Below are 22,603 nucleotides of genomic sequence, written 5' to 3'. Positions count from 1 at the left end.
TCCATGGAAAAGACCAGAAAAAAACTAGCGATATTAGGTTCAACGGGTTCAATCGGAACACAAACTCTGGATGTGATTCGTGGACACAGCGATAAATTCGAGGCTTATGTTCTTACGGCAGGTAACAATGCTGATTTGTTGATAAAACAGGCACTGGAATTTAAACCTGAAGTGGTCGTTATCGGAAATAAGGATAAATACCCGACTGTTTCGGAAGCACTGTCAGGTTTACCCATAAAAGTTTTTGCTGGAGAGGAGGCTATTGCCCAGGTGGTTGAATTTGGTGTTGTTGACATGGTGGTGACGGCTATGGTGGGATATGCAGGTTTAAAACCAACCATTAATGCCATTAAAGCTGGTAAAAATATAGCCCTGGCCAACAAAGAAACACTGGTGGTGGCTGGTGAGCTCATCATGGGAATGGCTGCAGAAAACAAGATTGCCATTTTGCCGGTCGATTCCGAACATTCGGCTTTATATCAGTGTATGGCAGGTGAATGGCAAAATCAGGTTGAAAAAATAATATTGACGGCTTCCGGTGGGCCATTCCGAACCCGCAATTATGACTACCTGCAGAATGTAACCAGCAAAGAAGCTTTAAAGCATCCTAACTGGGATATGGGTGTCAAGATAACCATTGATTCTGCAACAATGATGAATAAAGGGTTTGAGGTAATTGAGGCCAAGTGGCTTTTCGGTCTTAAACATAACCAGATTGAAGTCATCGTGCATCCGCAGTCCATTATACATTCATTGGTGGAGTTTACTGATGGATCCCTGAAAGCACAAATGGGGCTGCCCGATATGAAACTGCCCATTCAGTATGCATTATCATATCCGAAAAGATTAAGGTCAACTTTTCCTCGTTTTAACTTTTTAGCTTATCCTGAACTGACATTTGAACAGCCCGATCCTGAAAAATTCCGCTGTCTTGAACTGGCATATCAGGCCATGTATTGCGGTGGCAACATTCCCTGTATTATGAACGCAGCAAATGAGGTGGTTGTGAAAGCATTTTTACAGGACAAAATCGGATTTCTTGAAATTGCAGAAATCATAGAAAAGACCATGGAGAAAACAGCCCACGTTAAAAAACCAACGTACGAAGATTACGTTGCTACCGATGCTGAAGCCCGGAAAATTGCCGCGTCGATGATTAAGTAAGATATAAGAATAAAGAATAAAGACACAAGAACCAAGACGCGAGACATAAGAATCAAGATACAAGACTACGATTCACGACTCACGACTCACGGTTTTACGATTAACGATTTCACGTCTCAAAAACTCGAGCTGTCGAACCTCAAAGGCAGTAAATCATTGGAATTTTCTATGGCAACAATCTTTTCACTGCCGTAAAGTATTACTTTCATAGGTGAACCAAACCTGGTGTTGGATTCTGTAATAACCTGGCGGCAACTGCCGCATGGAGAAACAGGCTGATCCAGGAAAGTGCCATCTTTTTGAGCGCAAACTGCCAGACATAACGCTTTGCTTTTTGGATATTTGGAATGTGCCGCAAACAGTGCCACACGTTCTGCACACAGGCCGGATGGATAAGCGGCATTTTCCTGGTTGCTTCCGGTCACTATTTCGCCATTATCAAGCAAAACAGCTGCTCCAACATGAAATCCTGAATATGGAGCCCATGCAGTGTCGGCAGCTTTTTTACAGGCTTCGATGGTTTCTTTCTCCAATGCTGAGAATTCATCACTGTTTTCGAATTCCAGTGTGGTTAGTGTGATCTGTTTTGTTTTCATCGCAGTTTTCTAAACGTTTCAAAATTAGCGATAATGTTCTGTTGCATCAACATTATATAAGGTGTTTGTGCTATTTTTGTGCAATTAATCCTATTTTATGTTACAAAGTGATCCTATTGGTCTGGCCGTTTCTGACTATTATAAAACCGGTAAAGCAAAAAAGCTCATTGTGCATTCATCACAATTTGATGACGATGAAATCCCGGTAAACTATCTTTTCAGAAAGTATAGTAACCTTCCGGAAATTGAGAAATCCGCTATTGACAACTGTAAAGGGAAAGTGCTGGATATAGGGGCGTGTGTGGGTGCCCATGCCTTAATACTTCAGGAAAAAGGTATGGATGTGACAGCACTTGAAATATCTGATCTGTGTTGCGACGTTATGAAGAAGCGCGGTGTAAAGAATGTGATTCAGGGTGATTTTTTACGGATTGAAACAGAGAAGTATGATACTGTACTGGTACTTATGAACGGAACCGGACTGGCAGGAACTATCCGTAATCTGGGATCATTTCTAAAGAGGTTGGGTTCATTTATAAACAGCGGAGGTCAGATTCTTACCGACAGCAGCGATTTAAAATATTTGTACGAGGAAGAAGACGGATCGTTCCTCATAGACCTGAATGGAGATTATTATGGGGAAATGGATTTTCAGATGGAGTACAACGGAATTAAAGGGGACGCGTTCCCCTGGTTGTATGTTGATCCGGATACATTTGCTCTCATTGCAGAACAGGCAGGTTTCAGCTTTAGGGTCCTTAAAGAAGGCAGCCATTACGATTATCTGGCGCAGCTTATTAAAAAATAATCTATTTTTTAAGATTCTTAAAATAGAGGTCAAGCAGCTCTCTTGCTGCGATGAATGAACTTTTTTCCTCGTTCAGGACCTGTTGTTCCAGAGTTGGGATACCGGCTTTTATATCCGGTTCATTATAGAAATTTTGTTTGAGTTGTTCATTGATACTCTCATACATCCAGTATTTGGACTGACGTTTCCGGCGGTCATAAAAGTAATTGTTGGTTTTACTATGACTCAGGTATTCCAGCAACATATTCCAGATGTCGCGGATGCCGGTATGATGTAATGCAGAACAGGTCATGACCCGGGGTGACCAACCTGATTCTGATGGCGGAAAGAGGTGTAGTGCATTGCTGTACTCCCGTTTTGCCATCTCCGCTTTTTTTATATTGTCTCCGTCAGCTTTGTTGATAGTGATCGCATCAGCCATTTCCATGATCCCTCTTTTAATGCCTTGTAACTCGTCACCGGCACCGGCAATCATCAGTAAGAGAAAAAAATCAACCATGGAATGTACTGCCGTTTCTGATTGCCCTACACCAACTGTTTCCACAAATATGGTATCAAAACCCGCGGCCTCGCATAAAATAATACTTTCGCGCGTTTTTCGTGCCACACCGCCTAAAGTTCCCGCAGACGGGCTTGGTCGGATATATGCTTTGGGTTCAGATGACAGCTGTTCCATCCGGGTTTTATCACCTAAAATGCTGCCTTTTGTTTTTTCGCTCGATGGATCGATTGCCAGCACGGCCAGTTTGCCTCCATTTTTTATAATATGCATGCCCAGGGACTCAATGAATGTGCTTTTCCCAGCTCCCGGAACACCGGTAATGCCAAGGCGGATAGAGTGTCCTGTATGCGGCAGACATTTTTCAATTACTTCCTGAGCCAGTTGATAATGTTCCTGCTTATTGCTTTCCACCATGGTAACAGCCTGACTAAGAATGGTGATATTACTTTTAAGAATACCGTCTACAAATTCATCTACCGACAAAACAGCTTTCTTCTTTTTTCTGAATTTCTTCAGGTTAGGATTAACGGCAGGAGGTTGGTCTATGCCTGAATTAACGGTTAATCCTTTATATGATTCGTCGTTTTCGGGGTGCTCAATATGGTGATGTGTATCCTTTTCTGACATAAAATTCAAATTTCAGGCAAAGTTACTGAAATCAATGGCGGATGCCCATGAATAGAGAAAAATATTGTTAGTTGGTTTTCCACAAGATGTTGGTTTTGCATAATTCATTTTTTTATTACATTTGCATCCGCAAAACGGTTAACCGTTGCCCAAACGCCCGGATGGCGGAATAGGTAGACGCGCTGGTCTCAAAAACCAGTGGTAGCAATACCGTACCGGTTCGATTCCGGTTCCGGGTACAGAAAAGCGAAAAACAGAAAATTGTTTTTCGCTTTTTTTATGTTGTGGTGTAGCGAACCGATTGCCTTTAAATGAAAAATAACTAACTATAACCTGTCAAAACGTGCGGTCTTGATTCGTTTTTAACTTTATTTGAAGATATAAACTCCGGCCTGATTTACATAATCTTCATTACCTCAGGTTATAAATCCTGATAGAAGCATCAGAATTACATTCACCATGTTTGCTGATCTGGGGCTATAATTGTTTGACCCTTCCAGAGGCATTATTAATATATAAAAAAATTGTGCGCTGGCCGCTGTAAAGGGTGAGGACTAGCGCGTTGGAAGACAACAGATTGATAATTTCGGGTAAATTATTGCGGTTCTTTACAGCAAGCATTTTTTCGATAGTTTTTGATGCGTCAAAAACTATCAACTGGGTGAATCCTGAGCTTGCCGAAGGAGAGGGTGTTAAACCCCTTAACATAGTTTGTAATAGCTTTACATGGGTACAGGTTGCTTTGTATAGTCGAAGTAAGGTTGCTGAGTTTATCCAAACAAGTTTGATAATAAAATGGTAGTGATTTGTGGTTTACATCTTGTATTATTTTATTTTGCATTTGCAGTAACCAAAGTATAACCGACCAGTCTGTCATATCGGTCGCTAAACGACCTGTAGTAAGCATAAATGCGGTAATTGTTTTCGGTTTCAAAGAAATTATTTTCATACGGGGAATAACTTGCAACTTTTTCTCCGGTTGGTAAAAACAGGTACTGGTAATCGTACCTTCCCTGTTTCAGAAGGATATTTGTATAATATGCTTTTTCATCAAAATCGTATTTCATCTGATACGGATCGTTAAATTCTCCGTAAGTAAAATCACCATTTAAAAAGATCTTCCCATTAAAATAAGGTTCATCACGGCGAATGGTAAAATGTACAATAACATAATCAGATTCCAGTGCGAGATTATCCTGATCAGCTTCCTGCTTGCGGATAAAGAATTTTCCATCTACATCGTGCCTGTAACTGTAGCTGATCTTGCTCTGAGGTTCATCAGGAACCAGAACCATGTGATAGTAGGGTGCAAAATACTGAATGCTTTCAATTCCGTGTGTGTTGTATCTTGTTGATGTAGCTTCAAAATATCTGAATTCATTCCCTCCTTTAAAGATAAGATCTGTGTTGTGTTCATAAACCAGTTGGCCAGATCTTATAAATGTTGGCTGAATACCGGACTTAATATTATCTCTTCTGTCATTTTGTTGAATAAAAACTTTTAAATCTGTTGCCGGATCCTGAATGGGAAGATCAGGATGATTAATAACAAAGTTAACCTGTTGATTTTCTTTTCTGATATCAGTTTCTGTTACAAAAGCTACTTCAGGTGCAATGGTGACAACATTTTCATATACATAAAAACATGCTGTTAGCAGTGGTTCTTTACTGTTATCATTTGTTATTGTAACCACATAATTTCCGGAAACTTTAAACGATGTATAATCATTTGGAAGTGAGAGAGAATAATGTACATAAGGAACATTTGTGTTTATAGAGTATTCATAACTATCAATAAAAGATGTTTTAAACCCTCTCAGAAATTCGGTATCCGTTAAATCGGAAGGCAGCCAGTCGCTGTTGCAATGTATGATATTGTATTTCAGACTTTGTTCACTATCGGCCAGTTCATCAAAACTTATGACTATCTGATCATCGCTATTCAGACCAATAGCCGGATAGGACATTATATCGTCGGAATTGTATACCTGTAAAGTCTTAAAATCAGAGGCCATAATATGAGTAAAATAGGGCTCAATTCCGTATGAATTAAATAGAGTTATTATAAATAAAAATAATAATGTATTGATCTTTAGCATAATAGGCTAATTTTAAACAATTTACAAATATAGATGTTTAAATTGAAGAAAAAAATCTTTATAAAGATGTTAAACAATAACGATTGAGCGATAAAATTTAATACTTTTGCACAAAATTTTTAGGAAAAATTATATTTCTTCTTATTATGGCGGAAATGATTAAAATCAGGAAGGGATTGGATATTAAGCTTGAAGGTAAAGCCGAAGAGCAGATTTTATCAACCCCGAAAGCAGAGTTATTTGCTTTAAAACCGACAGACTTCCATGGATTAACGCCAAAACTTCTTTTAAAACCCGGTGAGAAGGTCAAAGTTGGAACCCCGGTGTTTTATGATAAGTACAACCCCAATATTTTATTTGTTTCACCTGTAAGTGGTGAAGTGGTTGATGTTGTCAGGGGAGAACGCAGACGCATCCTTGAAGTTGTTGTTAAAAGCGATGGCAAAATGACTGCAGAGGATTTTGGAAAATCTGATGTGTCAAAAATGAAAAGGGAAGAAGTTGTTGAGAAGATTCAACAAGCAGGCATGTGGCCTTTTATCAAACAAAGACCATATGATGTTATTGCCAAAGCCGATAAGGAACCCAAAGCTGTTTTTATTTCAGGCCTTGACACAGCTCCTTTAGCTCCAAATTATAATTTCATCCTTCAGGATAAAGGAAAAGAATTGCAGGAAGGCATTAACATCCTGAAAAAACTCACAAAAGGCAAAATACATTTATCTGTTGATGGAAATTCTTCAGCTAAGGTTTTTAAAGCATTGAAGGGTGTTGATTTGCATGAAGTGTCTGGCCCACATCCGGCAGGAAACGTGGGTATTCAAATTCATCATATAGATGCGATTAATAAGGATGAAGTTGTCTGGGTAATTAACCCTCAGGATGTTGCTGCATTAGGAAGCTTATTCCTGAACGGGAAATATGATCCTTTACGGACAATTGCTGTAACGGGTTCTGAACTTAAGAAAACAGGGTATTACAATATGGTGATCGGTATGTCTGTAACTCCTTTTGTGGCAGACAATCTTAAGTCAACTAATCCCCGTGTAATCAGTGGAAATGTTTTAACGGGAACCAAGATAAGTAAGGACGGCTATCTCGGATCTTATCATCATCAGATAACTGTAATTCCGGAAGGCGATCATTTTGAATTCATGGGATGGGCTAATCCCGGATTTAATAAATTCAGTATTCATGGCAACGTGTTCTCATCATTTTTGGGTAAAAAACTTTGGCGTTTAGATGCTAATCTTAACGGAGGACACCGTGCTCTGGTAATGTCAGGTGAGTATGACAAGGTACTCCCAATGGATGTTTTACCTGAGTTTTTATTAAAAGCTGTTATTGTTAAGGATATAGATAAAATGGAACAGCTTGGGATTTACGAAATTGCACCTGAGGATATGGCACTTTGTGAAGTTGTTTGTACATCAAAAACTGAAGTACAAAAGATAATTCGTGAAGGTTTGGATCTGATGATACAGGAATTAGGATAAGAAGAAATAAAATATAAAATTTTAGAGCCTTGAAAGCATTAAGAAAAATTTTAGATAACATTAAACCTCAATTCGAAAAAGGTGGAAAACTTGAGAAGTTCCACTCCGTATTCGATGGTTTTGAAACTTTTCTCTTTGTACCGGACAAGACTTCTAAAAGCGGGGTTCATATTCATGATTATAATGATATGAAGCGTACCATGATTACAGTAGTCGTGGCATTGATACCTGCTCTGCTTTTTGGAATGTATAATGTGGGTTATCAGCATTTTCACGCGTTAGGAGAAACGGCTGCATTTTGGGATACATTTTTCTATGGTTTGATCAGAGTACTCCCGCTTGTCATTGTATCTTATGGCGTAGGTTTAGGGATTGAATTTACTTTTGCCCAGATAAAGGGACACGAAATACAGGAAGGATTCCTTGTAACAGGGATGCTTATTCCACTTATTGTACCAATTGATGTACCGCTTTGGATGGTTGCAGTGGCAACTGCATTTGCTGTAATCTTTGCAAAAGAAGCTTTTGGTGGAACCGGCATGAACGTTTTTAATGTGGCACTGATCACGCGTGCGTTCCTGTTCTTTGCATATCCTGCTTTTATGTCTGGTGATAATGTTTGGATCAGAGGAATTACCAAAGGTGCACCGTTGCCGGATGGTTTCAGTGGTGCTACTGCTTTGAGCCAGGCTGCCCTGGCACATTCAGGTGAAGCTGCAAAGATTGTGGATGGATTCGGACATCCGGTATCTCTTTGGGATATGTTTGCAGGTTTTATTCCCGGATCAATCGGAGAAACTTCAACTATTGCGATCCTGATTGGAGCAGCAATATTAATTTTTACGGGTGTTGGCAGCTGGAAAATTATGGTAAGTACGTTTGCCGGAGGTTATCTTATGGCACTGTTACTTAATTTGGCAACCAGTGATAATGCATTTATGCTGATGCCGCCACATTATCAGTTGGTATTGGGTGGATTTGCATTCGGTGCAGTTTTCATGGCAACAGACCCGGTAACAGGCTCAAGAACAGAAACAGGAAAATGGATATATGGATTCTTGATTGGCGCTTTGGCCATTCTGATCAGAATTGTTAACCCGGCATATCCCGAAGGGGTGATGCTGGCGATCCTGCTCATGAATATATTTGCGCCACTCATCGATCATGTTGTGGTCCATCAGAATATTAAACGACGTTTGAAACGTGCTAAAGCAAACGCTTAAAAGACAGATGTCATGAACAGAGAAGGAAATGCTTATACATTTATTTATGCTACAATAATGGTTGTTGTTGTGGCTGCAATTCTTGCTTTTGCCTCATTGAGTTTAAAACCAAGGCAGAATAAGAATGTAGAGATTGCAAAAAAATCAGACATCTTAAAGTCGGTAAACATTATTAGTACAGCAGATGATGCCGAAGCAAAGTATAGTAAATATATTACAAGTACTTATATTCTTAATTTGGCGGGAGAAAAAGTACAGGGAGATGCGTTCTCTGTAGATATGACCAAACAGGTTGCATTGAAAGCATCAGAAAGAAAACTACCGGTCTATCAATGTACACTTGATAATGGCGAAACAAAATATATTCTTCCTTTAAGGGGGAAAGGACTTTGGGGACCGATTTGGGGATATGTTTCACTGAACAGTGATAAAAAGACCATTTACGGTGCAACATTTGACCATAAGGGAGAGACACCGGGGCTAGGAGCAGAAATTGCAAAACCGCATTTTCAGGCGGAGTTTGCAGGAAAGAGCATCCTTGAAAACGGTAAGGTTACATTTTATGTATTAAAGGGTGGCGCATCCAAAGGTAATATCCATGCTGTTGATGGAATCTCGGGAGGTACTATTACAAGTAAAGGAGTTCAGGCGATGATGAACGACTGTTTGTCAGCCTACGATAAGTTTTTAAATGAATAAAATTTGACATTATGGGCTTATTTTCAGCAAAAGAAAAAAAGATATTATTTAATCCCTTAAGCAGCGATAACCCTATCGTTGTACAGGTATTGGGTATTTGTTCGGCACTGGCTATCACAGTGAAGCTGGAGCCTGCTATTGTAATGGCAGTATCTGTTACTGTTGTAACAGCTTTTTCCAATGTGATTATTTCACTAATGCGAAATACTATTCCGACCAGGATTCGTATTATTGTTCAGCTGGTAGTTGTAGCTGCTCTGGTTATTCTGGTAGACCAGCTATTGAAGGCATTTGCATATGACGTGAGTAAACAGCTTTCGGTATTTGTTGGATTGATAATTACCAACTGTATCATCATGGGACGTCTTGAAGCTTTTGCGCTTGGCAACAAGCCGTGGTTGTCGCTTCTTGATGGTATAGGAAACGGAATGGGATATGGTTTGATTCTGATTCTTGTTGCATTTTTCAGGGAATTATTCGGGTCAGGACAGTTGTTTGGTTTTCAGGTAATTCCACAATCACTGTATGAACACGGTTATAGTAATAATGGACTGTTTATCTTACCTCCTATGGCATTGTTCCTGGTGGGATTAATAATCTGGGTTCACAGAAGTAGGAAAAAAGATTTGCAGGAAACACATTAATCTGAAGGAGAATAGTTATGGAAAAGTTATTAAACATATTTGTCGAATCGGTTTTCATAAACAACATGATATTCGCATACTTTCTTGGTATGTGTTCATATCTGGCTGTTTCAAAAAGTGTTAAAACTGCAAACGGTTTAGGGCTCGCTGTAATATTTGTAATGGCTATTACTGTCCCTGTAAACTATTTGCTTGAAAACTATGTATTAAAAGAAGGTGCTTTGTCATGGCTGGGTGATTCATTTGCAGGTTTGGATCTGAGCTTCCTTAGCTTTATCATGTTCATAGCTGTAATTGCTTCAATGGTTCAGCTGGTGGAAATGGTGGTTGAGAAATTTGCTCCGTCACTGTATTCATCGCTTGGTATCTTTTTACCATTAATTGCTGTAAACTGTGCCATACTTGGTGGGTCTCTTTTTATGCAGGAGAGAAATTACAGTAATATAGCCGAAGCGACTACATTTGGTGTAGGTAGCGGTGTTGGATGGTGGCTGGCTATAGTAGGTATTGCGGCAATTAGGGAGAAAATCAGGTATTCTGATATTCCTGCTCCTCTCAAGGGACTAGGTATAACGTTTATCGTTACCGGTTTGATGGGTATGGCATTCATGGGATTCATGGGTATTAAACTTTAATAATAGCGATAAAAATTAAAGATATGGTGTTTTTAGCTGGTCAGGTAGTTACAATAACAATAAGTGTGATAGTGTTTTTGCTGGTCATTCTTATTCTGGTATCGATCCTGCTTTATGCCAAAAAGAAGTTGATTCCTTCGGGCAGTGTGAATATTAGTATTAACAATGGGGATACTGTATTGGAAGTGGATCAGGGGCAGACCTTATTATCTGCAATGACCAATAGTAATATTTTCCTTCCTTCTGCCTGTGGTGGTGGAGGAACATGCGGTATGTGCAGAGCTCAGGTTGATTCGGGAGCCGGTACTATTTTGCCCACTGAAGTAGATTTCTTTACCCGTAAGGAACAAAATGAAAACTGGCGTTTATCGTGTCAGATAAAGGTTAAGGATAATATTGAAATGCGCATTCCGCAGGAAATTATGGGTATTAAAAAATGGGAATGTACTGTTGTTTCCAATAATAACGTGGCAACATTTATTAAAGAATTTGTGGTTAAATTACCGGAAGGAGAAATACTTGAATTCAAATCAGGTGGCTACATACAGATTGACGTGCCTAAAATGGATGTGGACTTTAAAGATATTCAGATTGGGGATAAGTGGAAAAGTGAGTGGGAAGATCTGGGGATTTTCAATCTGAAAATGCGTAATCCGGAACCAACATACAGGGCTTATTCCATGGCAAATCATCCTGCCGAAGGGAATATCGTTATGTTGAATATTCGTATTGCTACACCGCCATGGGACAGGGAAAAAGGAACATTTATGGATGTGAATCCGGGTGTGTGCTCTTCATTTATTTTCTCTCGTAAACCAGGGGATAAAGTAATGATTTCCGGACCTTATGGTGAATTCTTTATTAAAGAAACAGAAAGGGAGATGATGTTTATAGGTGGTGGTGCCGGTATGGCGCCGATGCGTTCGCATTTGTTCCATCTGTTCAAAACAGCAAAAACAGGAAGAAAAGTAACATTCTGGTATGGTGCCCGTTCTCTGAAAGAAGTTTTCTACAGAGAAGAGTTTGATGAGATACAGAAAGACTTTCCGAATTTTGAATGGCATCTTGCACTTTCTGAGCCGAAGCCTGAAGATGACTGGAAGGGACCGGTTGGTTTTATTCACCAGGTAATTTTAAATAATTACCTTGAAAAGCACGAGGAGCCTGAAGATATAGAATATTATCTGTGTGGTCCTCCGCTAATGAATAGCGCTGTAACTAAAATGTTATACGATCTGGGAGTACCGGATGAAATGGTAGCGTTCGACGATTTCGGATCATAAATCTTGGTCTGATTGATAAAAATAGGGGAAACGAAAGTTTCCCTTTTTTTATTTATACAATCTCGTATTAAGTTGGATTTATTCCTGTGGTGCAGCTACAAACCTTGAAAAAAGTTTGTGGTCAAACTGGACCGATTAATTAAATTTAAGCTGCTTAAATAAAAGGAAAGTAAAGTGTATTCACGCCATGGTAAGAAGATAAAAGAACCCCAGTGATGCGCCGGCAAGAATCACAATTAATACGTACTCAAAAACAGTAAGCCACATTAACTGCTTCTTTTTGTCGAGTGCAGAAAAAGATTCTTTAATTTTTCGTAGCATTTTAGAATTATCTCCGTTCAGGATGCAAATATGCATATAATAATTTGTATATAATATAATTATTTGGGATTAAAACTATCAAAATATTGAAATTTAAACATGTATTTACATATTCTGACACACTTTTTAAACTCTTTGATTTAAGACAGCAAGGCCATAGATTTTAATATTTACTTCCAGTTTTCTGGCCTTGGGCAATTTAATTCCATGTGTAATCTTTTAAGTGGAGTCGTCTGATGCGAAAATAGCTTTGTTCCTGTTAAAATATTGTTTATATCAAAAAATGCCACTGTTTGCAATTTCAGCATAAATTTACTCTATTTGCTTAGATAGGCTATTTCTATTCATTTTTCGCTAAAACATTGTTTTTATGAGTGCTGCACATTATTCTGAAGATACTATTCGGACGCTGGACTGGAAGGAGCATATCAGGTTGCGTCCCGGTATGTATATCGGTAAGCTGGGCGACGGGAATTATGCAGATGATGGAATATATGTCCTGCTCAAGGAAGTAATGGATAACTCCATCGATGAATTTATGATGGGGAATGGTAATGTAATAGAAATTGATATCTCCGATGAAGGGAGAGTATCTGTTCGCGACTTTGGCCGTGGTGTACCTCTGGGAAAGGTAATTGATGTAGCTTCTAAAATGAATACCGGTGCCAAGTACGATTCCAAAGTGTTTAAAAAATCGGTAGGGTTGAATGGTGTTGGTATAAAAGCTGTAAATGCGCTTTCGGGTTACTTCTTTATACAGTCATTCAGGGACGGACAGTCAAAACCTGCGGAATTTTTAAGAGGTGAGCTGGACAGTGATATACCGGTTCAACCAACGGATGAAAAAAATGGTACACTGGTAATTTTTGAACCGGATGAGAAAATCTTCAATGGGTACAGGTACCAGTATGAGCACATTGAAGCGCTGATTAAGAATTATGTTTACCTCAATACCGGACTTACCGTTGTTTTTAATGGACAGAAATACAGTTCTAAAAACGGACTGTTAGATCTGCTGAACGATAATATGACATCGCCGGGACTTTATCCAATTATTCATCTTAGAGGCGATGATATAGAAGTTGCCATGACGCATGGTAATCAGTATGGCGAAGAGTACTATACGTTTGTAAACGGACAGCATACTACCCAGGGTGGTACACATCAGATTGCTTTCAGGGAAGCCGTGGGACGCACAATACGGGAATTCTATAATAAAAGTTTTGATCTGGCTGATATGCGCAATGGACTGATTGCAGCTATAAGTATTAAGGTAGAAGAGCCGGTTTTTGAAAGTCAGACAAAAACAAAACTGGGTTCTAAAGATATGGGACCCGATGGCCCGACTGTACGGCAGTTTGTAAATGATTTTCTTAAAAAGGAACTGGATAACTTTTTGCACAAAAATTCAGCGACAGCAGACGGACTTTTGAAAAAAATTCTGGAATCGGAAAAAGAGCGTAAGGCGATAGCCGGAGTGACTAAGATTGCGCGAGAAAGGGCCAAAAAAGCAAATTTACACAACAAGAAACTCAGAGATTGCCGGTTGCATTTGAACGATGAAAAAAGTGGTGATAACTATCTGAACTCGATGATTTTTATAACCGAGGGTGACTCAGCCAGTGGTTCAATAACAAAAGCAAGGGATGTACAAACGCAGGCGGTGTTTAGTTTGAGGGGAAAACCTTTAAACTCATATGGGCTGACCAAAAAGGTCGTATACGAAAACGAGGAGTTTAATCTATTGCAGTCGGCACTTAATATTGAAGACGGGTTGGAAGGATTACGTTACAATAAAGTTGTGATTGCAACAGATGCCGATGTGGACGGTATGCACATCAGATTATTACTAATTACGTTTTTTCTGCAGTTCTTCCCTGAATTGGTGAGGAAAGGCCATGTTTATATTTTACAGACACCGCTCTTCAGGGTTAGGAATAAAAAGGAAACCATTTATTGTTACTCGGATGAAGAGAAAGTTGCAGCCATAAAAAAGCTGGGACCTGATCCTGAAATAACAAGGTTTAAAGGTCTTGGAGAAATCTCTCCCGATGAATTCAAGCATTTCATCAATATTGATAACATGCGTCTCGATCGGGTCAGAATGAAAAAGGAGGATCAGGTAGGCGATCTTCTCACATTTTACATGGGGAAAAATACATCAGAAAGGCAGAATTTTATTATCGATAACCTCATTACAAATCTTGACGAGATAGAATAGCATTTATGGCAGACGATATTGATAACATAGAGGATCAGGATGACATAAAACCAAATGAAAATCAGGATGGAAATGGTGAAGCTCATATCCATCTTGCAACAGACGGTCCTGCACATCTCTCCGGCATGTACCAGGAATGGTTTTTGGATTATGCCAGTTATGTAATTCTTGAACGTGCTGTTCCTCATATTAACGATGGACTAAAACCGGTTCAGCGACGCATTCTGCATTCCATGAAACGCATGGATGATGGTCGTTATAATAAGGTTGCAAACATTATTGGTCATACCATGCAGTTCCATCCGCATGGGGATGCTTCTATTGGTGATGCTTTGGTTCAATTGGGACAAAAGGAATTGCTGATTGACACCCAGGGAAACTGGGGAAATGTATATACCGGTGATAATGCTGCGGCGCCACGTTATATTGAGGCTCGGTTGTCAAAGTTTGCCCTGGATGTTGCTTTTAGCCCGAAAGTAACCGAATGGAAACCATCTTATGATGGCAGAAATAAGGAACCGGTTACGCTACCTGTAAAATTCCCGTTATTGCTGGCTCAGGGAGTAGAAGGAATTGCTGTTGGTCTGGCATCAAAAATTTTGCCCCACAATTTTAATGAGTTGATTGATGGCGCAATTGCCTATCTTAAAGATGAAGAATTTGAACTGTATCCTGATTTTCAAACCGGAGGTTATATTGATGTATCGCGATATAACGATGGTTTAAGAGGTGGTGCTGTAAAAGTCAGGGCTAAGATATCAAAACTCGATAACCGTACACTTCTTATTCAGGATATTCCTTATGGTAAGAACACATCTACGCTGATTGAATCGATTCTTAAAGCCAACGAAAAGGGTAAGATCAAGATCAAGAAGGTTGATGATAATACTGCAGAGAATGTCGAAATTCTGGTGCACCTGGCTTCAGGAACATCTTCCGATAAAACCATTGACGCATTATATGCATTTTCCGATTGCGAATTAAGTATTTCACCCAACTGTTGTGTGATTGAAGATAACAAACCACGCTTTCTGGGAGTGAGTGAGGTACTTAAATCCAACGTGGATCATACCAAAGCAGTTTTGTTGCAGGAGCTGGAAGTTAAAAAGCATGAGCTCGAAGAATCCTGGCATATGTTATCGCTTGAGAAGATCTTTATAGAGGAGAGGATTTATAAAGATAAGGGCTATGAAAATGCAAAAGATAAAGAGGCTGCTATAGCACATATTGATAAACGGCTGGATCCGTTTAAGGGAAAATTTATCAGAGAAATAACTTCAGAGGATATCGAGAGGCTGTTTGAAATTAAAATGGGGCGTATCCTTAAATTTAACGCGGATAAAGCTGCCGATCGTTTGCTGGCTATTGAAGAAGAAATAAAAGCCGTTGAACACGATATTAAGAATATTGTACCTTATACCATTGGGTGGTTTAAGAAGATAAAAGATAAGTACGGAAAGAACTTTCCTCGTAAAACAGAAATAAGAAGTTTTGAGAATATTGAGGCTACAAAAGTTGTGGTCGCCAACGAAAAACTTTATGTAAATTATGCAGAGGGTTTTGTTGGTATGGCGCTCAAAAGGGACGAATTTGTTTGTAATTGTTCTGATATTGATGATATTATTGTCTTCTTTAAAGATGGACGTTATTTTGTGACTAAGGTTCAGGATAAACAATTTGTAGGAAAGGATATATTGCACATTGCGGTATTTAAGCGTAACGATAAACGCACAACCTATAATGTGATCTATCGGGATGGCAGATCCGGAAATTACATGAAAAAGCGGTTCAACGTAACCAGCATTACCCGTGATAAGGAGTATGATCTGACGCGTGGTACAAAAGGATCAAGGATTTTATATTTTAGCGCGAACCCCAATGGTGAGGCTGAAGTAGTTAAGGTCATGCTGAAACCAAAACCCAGGTTACGGAGTCTTGTGTTTGAGATGGATTTCAGTGAGCTGGATATTAAAGGTCGTAATGCGTCCGGAAATATTCTCACTAAGAACGACGTGCATAAAATATCACTGAAGGAAAAAGGCGTATCAACACTGGGTGGCCGTAATATTTATTTTGATCACGATGTAAGCCGCCTGAACTCAGATAAAAGAGGACAGTATCTTGGTGAATTTCAGGGTGAGGATCTGATTTTGGTTGTGACCAAAGACGGAGAGTATTACAATACCAATTTTGATTTGTCGAACCATTACGATGATGAAATTCTTCTGGTAGAAAAATTCAACGAGGATAAGATTTGGTCTGTAGCTCTTTGGGATGCCGAACAGGGATTTTACTACATTAAACGCTTCACCTTTGAGCAGTCGATGAAAAAACAATCGTTCATTGGTGAGCATGTAGATTCGAGACTGGTCTTATTGACCGATGATAAGTATCCGCAGTTTATAGTCACTTTTGGAGGTAAGGATGCTGACAAGGAAGATCTGATAATTGACGTGGATGAATTTATTGGTGTAAAAAGTTTCAGGGCTAAAGGTAAACGAGCAACCACAAATAATGTCTCCAAAATAAAACAGGGTGAGTCATTGCAGAAGGATCCTGAAGAAGAAGATAACGATAAAGATGACCCTGAGCCCGATGATTTTTCTCGTGAAGATGGCGAAGGGCAGATGTCACTGTTTTAATAATGATAAGAGTATATTTAATAGGATTTATGGCAAGTGGTAAATCTTATCTCAGCAGGGTGTTGTCTGCTGAAATGAAGTTGCCATTGATTGATATGGATAAGTACATTGAGGAAAAGAATTTTATGTCTGTTCCCGAGATTTTCAGTACTTATGGAGAAGATGAGTTTAGAAAAAGGGAGCAAAAAGCACTAGAGGAATTATCGAATATTGAAGATGTAATAATTGCTACTGGAGGTGGAGCACCTTGCTTTTTCAACAATATGGATGTGATGAATGAGACCGGAGCAACATTGTATATTAAAGTTCCTGAGGAAGTTATTGTAGAGCGGTTGATCAATTCAAAACATAAACGGCCTTTAGCTGACGGGAAATCGCGCGGTGAACTGATTGATTTTGTCAGCCATAAAATTGCTGAACGCGAGCCGTATTATTCACAGGCAAAAGCTATCATAAATCCTTTGGACCAATCCCTTGAAGAGATTATTGAGTTAATTAAAATATTGTCTTAAACCGGACGTATTTTCAGTTACTGCATACAAATTACTGAAATCAGTACGAATAAAATCTTCTGAAAAGAAACGATCGAATTGTCTGTATAGATCTGAGTAAAATTGGTGTGGATCAAAAAATACGATAGGTTTGTTATGATAGCCAAGCTGCCGTAATACGATTTCTTCGATAATTTCATCAAGTGTTCCAAAACTTCCGGGTAGTGCGATATAGCCATTCCCGGTATTTCGCATTACTTCCTTGCGCTCCTTCATGTCCTCTACTTTAATAATTTCATCGGCAAGTGAAGTGGTTAATCCCATATCAATAATCTTTTGCGGTATTACGCCAATTAGCTCGCCGGAGGGATTATTTGCTTTAAATGATTTTGCTACTTCTTCCATTAGGCCAACACTGGCACCGCCGTAAATAACGGAATGACCATTTTCTGCCAGCCATTTTCCAAGATCTCGTGCCACTTGGAAATATTTTTCCGGAATATGATTGCTGGATGAGCAGTAAACACAAATTTTCATGATGTTTTTTTGTCTTATTCAAAAAGGCTAACTTTATGCCAGCCTTTACAACACAATTATAAGTAAAATATGGATTGGCTCAAAGGGAATCGGATCAAACTACGTGCGCTGGAACCAACAGATATTGATGATCTGTATAAATGGGAAAATGACAGCGAGTTGTGGCATGTCAGCGATACAGTTACGCCATATTCAAAATATTTATTGAAGGAATATATCGAATCTGCTCCTAAGGATATTTATGAGAACCGTCAGTTACGTCTGGTAATTGAGGCCGAACCTGATGGGAAAAATGAGTCGGTTGGTGCTATAGATTTATTTGAATACGATCCATATCATAACAGGGCTGCAATCGGAATTTTTGTTGATAAAGCATATCAGCGCAACGGTTATGGTTCAGAAGCAATGGAGGTCATAAAAAAATATGCTTTTTCATATCTTCACTTAAAAATGTTGTATTGTCATGTTGGAGCCGATAATCCTGTAAGCGTATCATTCTTTAAAAATGCCGGATTTGAAGTTTGTGGTCAGCTAAAAGAATGGTTGAAAGGCGTTAACGGATATGTAGATAGTTATGTGCTCCAGTGCATTAATCCCGATGTTTAATCCATTATACATATATGAAGATTGTAATTGATGATAAAATCCCTTTTATTAAAGGCGTTTTTGAACCTTATGCAGAAGTTGTTTATGTCGGCGGTGCAGCATTTAATGCAGAAATGGTGCGTGATGCCGATGCGCTGGTGATAAGAACCAGAACCAAATGTAATGCTGCATTGCTCGATGGTTCTTCAGTGAGATTTATCGCAACCGCCACAATTGGGCACGACCATATTGATAAAAGTTACTGTGCAGAAAAGGGAATTAAGTGGACAAATGCACCGGGATGTAATTCCGGTTCGGTTATGCAATATATTGCGTCGGTATTGTCGGTTTTGCAGTTGAGAAATGGAATCGATGTAAAGAAACAAACCATAGGCATTGTAGGGGTTGGTAATGTGGGATCCAAAGTTGAAAAACTATGTCGCAACATTGGAATGAATGTGCTGTTGTGTGATCCGCCACGACAGGAAAGGGAAGTGGGCGATTTTGTGGATTTCGAAACAATTCTTGAAAATGCAGATATCATAACCTTTCACGTCCCATTGGATTACGATTCAGATTACCCTACTTTTCATATGTTGAATGATGTCAGCTTTAAAAAGTTGAAAAAAGCACCGGTTGTGATTAATTCAAGCCGGGGCGAGGTTGTTAAAACAGAATCCATAAAAAAAGCTTTGAGGGATGAGTTAATTTCAAAAGCTGTTTTGGATGTATGGGAAAATGAGCCCGAAATTGACAATGATCTTTTGAACGAAGTTTTGATAGGCACACCTCATATTGCCGGCTATTCGGTGGATGGTAAAGTGAATGGCACAACAATGAGTGTTCATGCCATAAGTAACTTTTTTAACCTGCCCTTAAAAAGCTGGTATCCCGATATGGTGCCTGGTGTTGAGATCAATGAACTCGAATTAAAGGGGAATAATATTTTTGAGGTGTTTCTTCAAACGTACGACGTTGAAATTGATTCAGATAAACTAAAGTATGCACCGGAGAAATTTGAATTTTTCAGGGGAAGTTATCCGGTAAGAAGAGAATTTGGATTTTTTAATGTTAAAACAAAAAATAATTCAGAAGAGCTGTTGACATGGATTAAGAATTTTGGGTTTAACGTTTGATCACAAAAGTCAGATTCGTGTCTTTACCAGTTCAAGAATATCAAAAACAGCAGGACAGGTATAGCTGTTTTGAAGCGTAATATTTTTTATCTGAAGAATATTCGTTCTGTCCGTATGGGGGTATTCCCTGCATGCTTTTGGTCTCGATTCATAGATCATACAGAAATTGTCAGACATTAGAAAGGGACAGGGCATACTTTTAAACACAAGGTCGCCGTCTTCGTCCGTCTTCAGGTATTGCTCAACCACTTCGGCAGGTTTTAATTTTAAAGCTTTAGCCATCTTATCCACATCGCGGTCAGTAATTCTTGGTCCAAGTATTTTACAACAGTTGGCACATTTCAGACAATCAGTGTAGGCAAAAACCTCATCGTGAGCCGTGTGAAACAGGTCGTCTACTAATCGTTTCTGCTTTTTCGAAAAGCTTTTTAAAAGAGACCTGTTTTCTTTTTCTGCGTTTTGAGCCAGAATTTTAAGTTGTTTCAGTTTCTCTTCCATGCTTCTTGCGAAATTTAATTTGAGACAAAAACAATCCTGATATTACGATGAGTATACCCGCAATTTTTTGAAATGACAGGGCTTCATTTAAGATGAAAAATGCGAGGAAGGCGGTGATAACCGGAATTAGGTTTATAAATGTATTTGATTTGGTTACGCCTATTTTCTTTACTGAATTTGTGAAGAATATAAATGCAAGAACAGATGAAAAAACAATAAGGCCGGCAAGCGCTAGAATTGGTCTGATGTGAAAAGTCGTATGGATTGTGTCTTTAAAATCAATCACCATAAAAAATGGAAGGAACATGAAAAAGCCAAATAGGTTCTGGTATGCCAGTATGGTGGTATTGGTATAATTGGCAGTAAGCTTTTGCAGGAAAATAGGGAAAAAGGTTGCCGAAATAACGGCTACCATCATAAGTAGTGTTCCTTTAAACGAAAACGAACTTTCAGCAATGCTACTGTATTCCATGATAAAAATACCGGTAAGTGATATAATTATTCCGAAAAATATGGAGAGTTTAAACTTTTCCTTAAGCAGATAATAGCTGGCAAATGGAGTAAAAAGTGGTATGGTTGAAATGATGACCGAACCGTAAGTTGATGAGACAATTTGCATGCCATGACTCTCGCCCATAAAATACAGAAATGGTTCAAAAAATGCCATAAGCAAAAAATACTTCAGATCGGCTGCTTTAATAGGCTGTAATTTTTTAAGAATAAATCCAATAACAAAAAAAACAATAGCAGCACCGGCAACCCTTAGTGTTATAAGATTAATGGGATGAAATTCTTCATATGCTATTTTTACCCAAATAAAAGATAATGCCCAACCAATAACGGCCAGCACAATCGGGTAATATTTTTTTAGTGCGTTCATGTGGCTGCAAATGTAGCTGAATTTAAACAACTTTGAAATGGAAATTTTTCATTAACATTTATCATTTTTCCGTGAATTGGGTAAATTTACATTTGAAAAAAAATGAAGCATGATTGTATATAAATTTGGTGGTGCATCGGTAAAGGATGCAGCTGGCGTTAAGAACCTGAAATCTATTGTTGATGCCTGCAGTGAGAATCTGATTGTTGTTGTTTCTGCAATGGGAAAAATGACCAATGCATTCGAACACGTAGTAGATGCCTTTTTTTCCGGCGAATCCACAGCAGAAATGAAAGAGCAAATTTTTGATTTTCATAAAAGTATCATCAATCAATTGTTTAAGGAAGATTATTTTCCCGAACAGTTTATGATGTTATGGAGTCATTTTGAGAATGAGTTGGCAAAAGTTCCTTCTCTCGATTATGATTTTGATTATGACAGACTTGTATCGTTTGGTGAATTATTTTCCACCGCAATTGTTTCGGAATATCTGAATGCAAACGGAACGCAAAATTACTGGATAGATGCCCGTCAGATTTTAAGAACATCGAACAATTTCAGGGAAGCCAAAATATTGTGGGATACTTCCATGGATATAGCGCTTAAGCACTTTAATTTCTCAGATACAAAATGTTATGTCACGCAGGGGTTTATTGGTTCAACCCTCAATAATCAAACCACCACACTGGGACGGGAGGGTTCCGATTTTACTGCAGCAACACTTGCTTATCTTTTAGATGCGAAATCTGTAACGATATGGAAAGATGTACCGGGTGTATTGAATGCTGATCCAAGATGGTTTACAGAAGCTGAATTAATTCCTGAGATTTCGTATAAAGAAGCAACAGAATTAACGTTCTTTGGGGCGCAGATTATTCATCCGAAAACACTGAAGCCCTTGCAGAATAAACAGATTCCAATGTTTGTCAAGTCATTTTATGAACCCAAATTGCCAGGGACAAAGGTTTTTGATGATGCTGCGTTTTTCGATCTGCCAATATATATTCGTAAAGAAAATCAGGCATTGGTAACAATATATCCATCCGACTTTTCATTCATTGTTGAAGATAATATTCGTGACGTGTTTGATATTTTTACTAGGTTCAGGGTTAAAGTGAACCTGATGCAAAATTCCGCCCTGAGTTTTTCTGTTTGTATAAATTACGATAAAAGACGGTTTGATGACATGATTAAAGAACTAAAAGAAGAGTTTAAAGTAGTTTATAATATGAATGTAGAACTTTTAACAGTAAGAAATTTTAGTTCTTCAAAAGCAATTGATTTTACTGTTAATCGTAAAATTTACGTGGAACAGAAAACAAGAAATACAGCAAGCTATGTTTTGGCCTGATTTTAATTATTTATTATCTCATAGATTTTCAGCAGATTAATATTTTCATCTAAAAATATTTTGAAAATTTCTTACAAAAAGTTTGGAGAAATGGGATAATAATGATTTTCTTTGCAGCCGCTTTTGGAAGGGGTAGAGGCCCTGGAGAGTTAGTCTTGAGTTTTG

At 38.6% G+C, this 22,603-nt stretch carries 21 protein-coding genes and 1 tRNA gene; 15 read left to right on the top strand and 7 right to left on the bottom strand.

Translation table 11 applies throughout. From position 1 onward, the window contains the following. Window positions 1-3: 3 nt before the first annotated feature. On the top strand, window positions 4-1,164 hold the full coding sequence (locus ACE01N_RS14525) for a 1-deoxy-D-xylulose-5-phosphate reductoisomerase (protein WP_380590407.1): 1,161 nt from the start codon (window positions 4-6) through the stop codon (window positions 1,162-1,164). 116 nt (window positions 1,165-1,280) lie between these two features. On the opposite strand, the gene ACE01N_RS14520 is transcribed toward ACE01N_RS14525, so the two are convergent. Further along, window positions 1,281-1,760, bottom strand: a complete 480-nt coding sequence (locus ACE01N_RS14520) for a cytidine deaminase (protein WP_375730167.1) — start codon at window positions 1,758-1,760, stop codon at window positions 1,281-1,283. Between the two features lie 97 nt (window positions 1,761-1,857). Between ACE01N_RS14520 and ACE01N_RS14515 the strand changes: the two genes are divergently transcribed. Further along, window positions 1,858-2,568 carry a class I SAM-dependent methyltransferase gene (locus ACE01N_RS14515; RefSeq protein ID WP_380590404.1) on the top strand — a complete coding sequence of 237 codons (711 nt, stop codon included), beginning with the start codon at window positions 1,858-1,860 and terminating at the stop codon, window positions 2,566-2,568. Between the two features lies 1 nt (window position 2,569). Here ACE01N_RS14515 and meaB read toward each other — a convergent pair whose 3' ends face one another. Beyond that, window positions 2,570-3,697 carry a methylmalonyl Co-A mutase-associated GTPase MeaB gene (gene meaB / locus ACE01N_RS14510; protein WP_380590402.1) on the bottom strand — a complete coding sequence of 376 codons (1,128 nt, stop codon included), beginning with the start codon at window positions 3,695-3,697 and terminating at the stop codon, window positions 2,570-2,572. Window positions 3,698-3,852: 155 nt separating this feature from the next. Between meaB and ACE01N_RS14505 the strand changes: the two genes are divergently transcribed. Beyond that, window positions 3,853-3,936, top strand: a tRNA-Leu gene (locus ACE01N_RS14505). Between the two features lie 591 nt (window positions 3,937-4,527). On the opposite strand, the gene ACE01N_RS14500 is transcribed toward ACE01N_RS14505, so the two are convergent. After that, window positions 4,528-5,796, bottom strand: a complete 1,269-nt coding sequence (locus ACE01N_RS14500) for a type IX secretion system plug protein (RefSeq protein ID WP_380590399.1) — start codon at window positions 5,794-5,796, stop codon at window positions 4,528-4,530. Between the two features lie 155 nt (window positions 5,797-5,951). On the opposite strand from ACE01N_RS14500, the gene ACE01N_RS14495 reads away from it, so the two are divergent. The 6 genes from ACE01N_RS14495 to nqrF are packed head-to-tail and all read left to right on the top strand — an operon-like array spanning window position 5,952 to window position 11,776. Beyond that, window positions 5,952-7,292 carry a Na(+)-translocating NADH-quinone reductase subunit A gene (locus tag ACE01N_RS14495; protein ID WP_380590396.1) on the top strand — a complete coding sequence of 447 codons (1,341 nt, stop codon included), beginning with the start codon at window positions 5,952-5,954 and terminating at the stop codon, window positions 7,290-7,292. A gap of 29 nt (window positions 7,293-7,321) precedes the next feature. After that, a complete protein-coding gene (locus tag ACE01N_RS14490; protein WP_375730162.1) occupies window positions 7,322-8,515 on the top strand; it encodes an NADH:ubiquinone reductase (Na(+)-transporting) subunit B in 1,194 nt (397 codons plus the stop codon). A gap of 12 nt (window positions 8,516-8,527) precedes the next feature. Then, a complete protein-coding gene (gene nqrC, locus ACE01N_RS14485; protein WP_380590392.1) occupies window positions 8,528-9,214 on the top strand; it encodes an NADH:ubiquinone reductase (Na(+)-transporting) subunit C in 687 nt (228 codons plus the stop codon). An 11-nt stretch (window positions 9,215-9,225) separates the two neighbouring features. After that, the gene (locus ACE01N_RS14480; protein ID WP_380590389.1) at window positions 9,226-9,858 is read left to right on the top strand and encodes an NADH:ubiquinone reductase (Na(+)-transporting) subunit D; all 633 of its coding nucleotides are present in this window, start codon (window positions 9,226-9,228) and stop codon (window positions 9,856-9,858) included. A gap of 17 nt (window positions 9,859-9,875) precedes the next feature. Then, on the top strand, window positions 9,876-10,493 hold the full coding sequence (nqrE, locus tag ACE01N_RS14475; protein ID WP_375730159.1) for an NADH:ubiquinone reductase (Na(+)-transporting) subunit E: 618 nt from the start codon (window positions 9,876-9,878) through the stop codon (window positions 10,491-10,493). A gap of 23 nt (window positions 10,494-10,516) precedes the next feature. Then, entirely contained in the window at window positions 10,517-11,776 is a 1,260-nt protein-coding gene (gene nqrF / locus ACE01N_RS14470; RefSeq protein WP_375730158.1) for an NADH:ubiquinone reductase (Na(+)-transporting) subunit F, read from the top strand. Between the two features lie 180 nt (window positions 11,777-11,956). On the opposite strand, the gene ACE01N_RS14465 is transcribed toward nqrF, so the two are convergent. After that, window positions 11,957-12,133 (bottom strand): hypothetical protein, encoded by a 177-nt coding sequence (locus ACE01N_RS14465; protein WP_380590385.1) that lies wholly within the window; start codon window positions 12,131-12,133, stop codon window positions 11,957-11,959. A 334-nt stretch (window positions 12,134-12,467) separates the two neighbouring features. Here ACE01N_RS14465 and ACE01N_RS14460 point away from each other — a divergent pair, with 334 nt between their 5' ends. The 3 genes from ACE01N_RS14460 to ACE01N_RS14450 are packed head-to-tail and all read left to right on the top strand — an operon-like array spanning window position 12,468 to window position 17,472. Next, window positions 12,468-14,318 (top strand): DNA topoisomerase IV subunit B, encoded by a 1,851-nt coding sequence (locus ACE01N_RS14460; protein WP_380590382.1) that lies wholly within the window; start codon window positions 12,468-12,470, stop codon window positions 14,316-14,318. A 5-nt stretch (window positions 14,319-14,323) separates the two neighbouring features. Next, window positions 14,324-16,960: a DNA gyrase/topoisomerase IV subunit A gene (locus tag ACE01N_RS14455; RefSeq protein ID WP_380590379.1), complete on the top strand. Its 2,637-nt coding sequence runs from the start codon at window positions 14,324-14,326 to the stop codon at window positions 16,958-16,960. 2 nt (window positions 16,961-16,962) lie between these two features. Next, window positions 16,963-17,472 carry a shikimate kinase gene (locus ACE01N_RS14450; protein ID WP_380590376.1) on the top strand — a complete coding sequence of 170 codons (510 nt, stop codon included), beginning with the start codon at window positions 16,963-16,965 and terminating at the stop codon, window positions 17,470-17,472. Here ACE01N_RS14450 and ACE01N_RS14445 read toward each other — a convergent pair. Then, window positions 17,452-17,988, bottom strand: coding sequence for an LOG family protein (locus ACE01N_RS14445; RefSeq protein ID WP_375730153.1), 537 nt, complete (start codon window positions 17,986-17,988; stop codon window positions 17,452-17,454). The genes ACE01N_RS14450 and ACE01N_RS14445 overlap by 21 nt on opposite strands. A gap of 69 nt (window positions 17,989-18,057) precedes the next feature. On the opposite strand from ACE01N_RS14445, the gene ACE01N_RS14440 reads away from it, so the two are divergent. Together ACE01N_RS14440 and pdxB are read left to right on the top strand one after the other, a co-directional pair. Next, on the top strand, window positions 18,058-18,594 hold the full coding sequence (locus ACE01N_RS14440) for a GNAT family N-acetyltransferase (protein ID WP_375730152.1): 537 nt from the start codon (window positions 18,058-18,060) through the stop codon (window positions 18,592-18,594). A gap of 14 nt (window positions 18,595-18,608) precedes the next feature. Then, on the top strand, window positions 18,609-19,709 hold the full coding sequence (gene pdxB / locus ACE01N_RS14435; RefSeq protein ID WP_380590371.1) for a 4-phosphoerythronate dehydrogenase PdxB: 1,101 nt from the start codon (window positions 18,609-18,611) through the stop codon (window positions 19,707-19,709). Window positions 19,710-19,718: 9 nt separating this feature from the next. On the opposite strand, the gene ACE01N_RS14430 is transcribed toward pdxB, so the two are convergent. Together ACE01N_RS14430 and ACE01N_RS14425 are read right to left on the bottom strand one after the other, a co-directional pair. Next, the gene (locus tag ACE01N_RS14430) at window positions 19,719-20,207 is read right to left on the bottom strand and encodes a YkgJ family cysteine cluster protein (protein ID WP_380590368.1); all 489 of its coding nucleotides are present in this window, start codon (window positions 20,205-20,207) and stop codon (window positions 19,719-19,721) included. After that, on the bottom strand, window positions 20,182-21,087 hold the full coding sequence (locus ACE01N_RS14425; protein WP_375730149.1) for a DMT family transporter: 906 nt from the start codon (window positions 21,085-21,087) through the stop codon (window positions 20,182-20,184). Before ACE01N_RS14425 ends, ACE01N_RS14430 begins: the two co-directional genes overlap by 26 nt. A 109-nt stretch (window positions 21,088-21,196) precedes the next feature. On the opposite strand from ACE01N_RS14425, the gene ACE01N_RS14420 reads away from it, so the two are divergent. Further along, window positions 21,197-22,438 (top strand): aspartate kinase, encoded by a 1,242-nt coding sequence (locus ACE01N_RS14420; RefSeq protein ID WP_380590364.1) that lies wholly within the window; start codon window positions 21,197-21,199, stop codon window positions 22,436-22,438. The last annotated feature ends 165 nt before the right edge of the window (window positions 22,439-22,603 follow it).

It is taken from the genome of Quyinboa ferrireducens (genome assembly GCF_042436675.1).
In the GTDB taxonomy this organism is placed as follows: domain Bacteria; phylum Bacteroidota; class Bacteroidia; order Bacteroidales; family UBA5342; genus JBHJHP01.
This window is presented reverse-complemented; position numbering and strand designations above follow the sequence as displayed.

What these genes read in the sequence shown, in the direction of transcription:
- ACE01N_RS14525 (WP_380590407.1), top strand. Translation starts at nt 4, where the DNA reads ATGGAAAAGACCAGAAAAAAACTAGCGATATTAGGTTCAACGGGTTCA.
- ACE01N_RS14520 (WP_375730167.1), bottom strand. Translation starts at nt 1,760, where the DNA reads ATGAAAACAAAACAGATCACACTAACCACACTGGAATTCGAAAACAGT.
- ACE01N_RS14515 (WP_380590404.1), top strand. Translation starts at nt 1,858, where the DNA reads ATGTTACAAAGTGATCCTATTGGTCTGGCCGTTTCTGACTATTATAAA.
- meaB (WP_380590402.1), bottom strand. Translation starts at nt 3,697, where the DNA reads ATGTCAGAAAAGGATACACATCACCATATTGAGCACCCCGAAAACGAC.
- ACE01N_RS14500 (WP_380590399.1), bottom strand. Translation starts at nt 5,796, where the DNA reads ATGCTAAAGATCAATACATTATTATTTTTATTTATAATAACTCTATTT.
- ACE01N_RS14495 (WP_380590396.1), top strand. Translation starts at nt 5,952, where the DNA reads ATGATTAAAATCAGGAAGGGATTGGATATTAAGCTTGAAGGTAAAGCC.
- nqrC (WP_380590392.1), top strand. Translation starts at nt 8,528, where the DNA reads ATGAACAGAGAAGGAAATGCTTATACATTTATTTATGCTACAATAATG.
- ACE01N_RS14480 (WP_380590389.1), top strand. Translation starts at nt 9,226, where the DNA reads ATGGGCTTATTTTCAGCAAAAGAAAAAAAGATATTATTTAATCCCTTA.
- nqrE (WP_375730159.1), top strand. Translation starts at nt 9,876, where the DNA reads ATGGAAAAGTTATTAAACATATTTGTCGAATCGGTTTTCATAAACAAC.
- nqrF (WP_375730158.1), top strand. Translation starts at nt 10,517, where the DNA reads ATGGTGTTTTTAGCTGGTCAGGTAGTTACAATAACAATAAGTGTGATA.
- ACE01N_RS14465 (WP_380590385.1), bottom strand. Translation starts at nt 12,133, where the DNA reads ATGCATATTTGCATCCTGAACGGAGATAATTCTAAAATGCTACGAAAA.
- ACE01N_RS14460 (WP_380590382.1), top strand. Translation starts at nt 12,468, where the DNA reads ATGAGTGCTGCACATTATTCTGAAGATACTATTCGGACGCTGGACTGG.
- ACE01N_RS14455 (WP_380590379.1), top strand. Translation starts at nt 14,324, where the DNA reads ATGGCAGACGATATTGATAACATAGAGGATCAGGATGACATAAAACCA.
- ACE01N_RS14450 (WP_380590376.1), top strand. Translation starts at nt 16,963, where the DNA reads ATGATAAGAGTATATTTAATAGGATTTATGGCAAGTGGTAAATCTTAT.
- ACE01N_RS14445 (WP_375730153.1), bottom strand. Translation starts at nt 17,988, where the DNA reads ATGAAAATTTGTGTTTACTGCTCATCCAGCAATCATATTCCGGAAAAA.
- ACE01N_RS14440 (WP_375730152.1), top strand. Translation starts at nt 18,058, where the DNA reads ATGGATTGGCTCAAAGGGAATCGGATCAAACTACGTGCGCTGGAACCA.
- pdxB (WP_380590371.1), top strand. Translation starts at nt 18,609, where the DNA reads ATGAAGATTGTAATTGATGATAAAATCCCTTTTATTAAAGGCGTTTTT.
- ACE01N_RS14430 (WP_380590368.1), bottom strand. Translation starts at nt 20,207, where the DNA reads ATGGAAGAGAAACTGAAACAACTTAAAATTCTGGCTCAAAACGCAGAA.
- ACE01N_RS14425 (WP_375730149.1), bottom strand. Translation starts at nt 21,087, where the DNA reads ATGAACGCACTAAAAAAATATTACCCGATTGTGCTGGCCGTTATTGGT.
- ACE01N_RS14420 (WP_380590364.1), top strand. Translation starts at nt 21,197, where the DNA reads ATGATTGTATATAAATTTGGTGGTGCATCGGTAAAGGATGCAGCTGGC.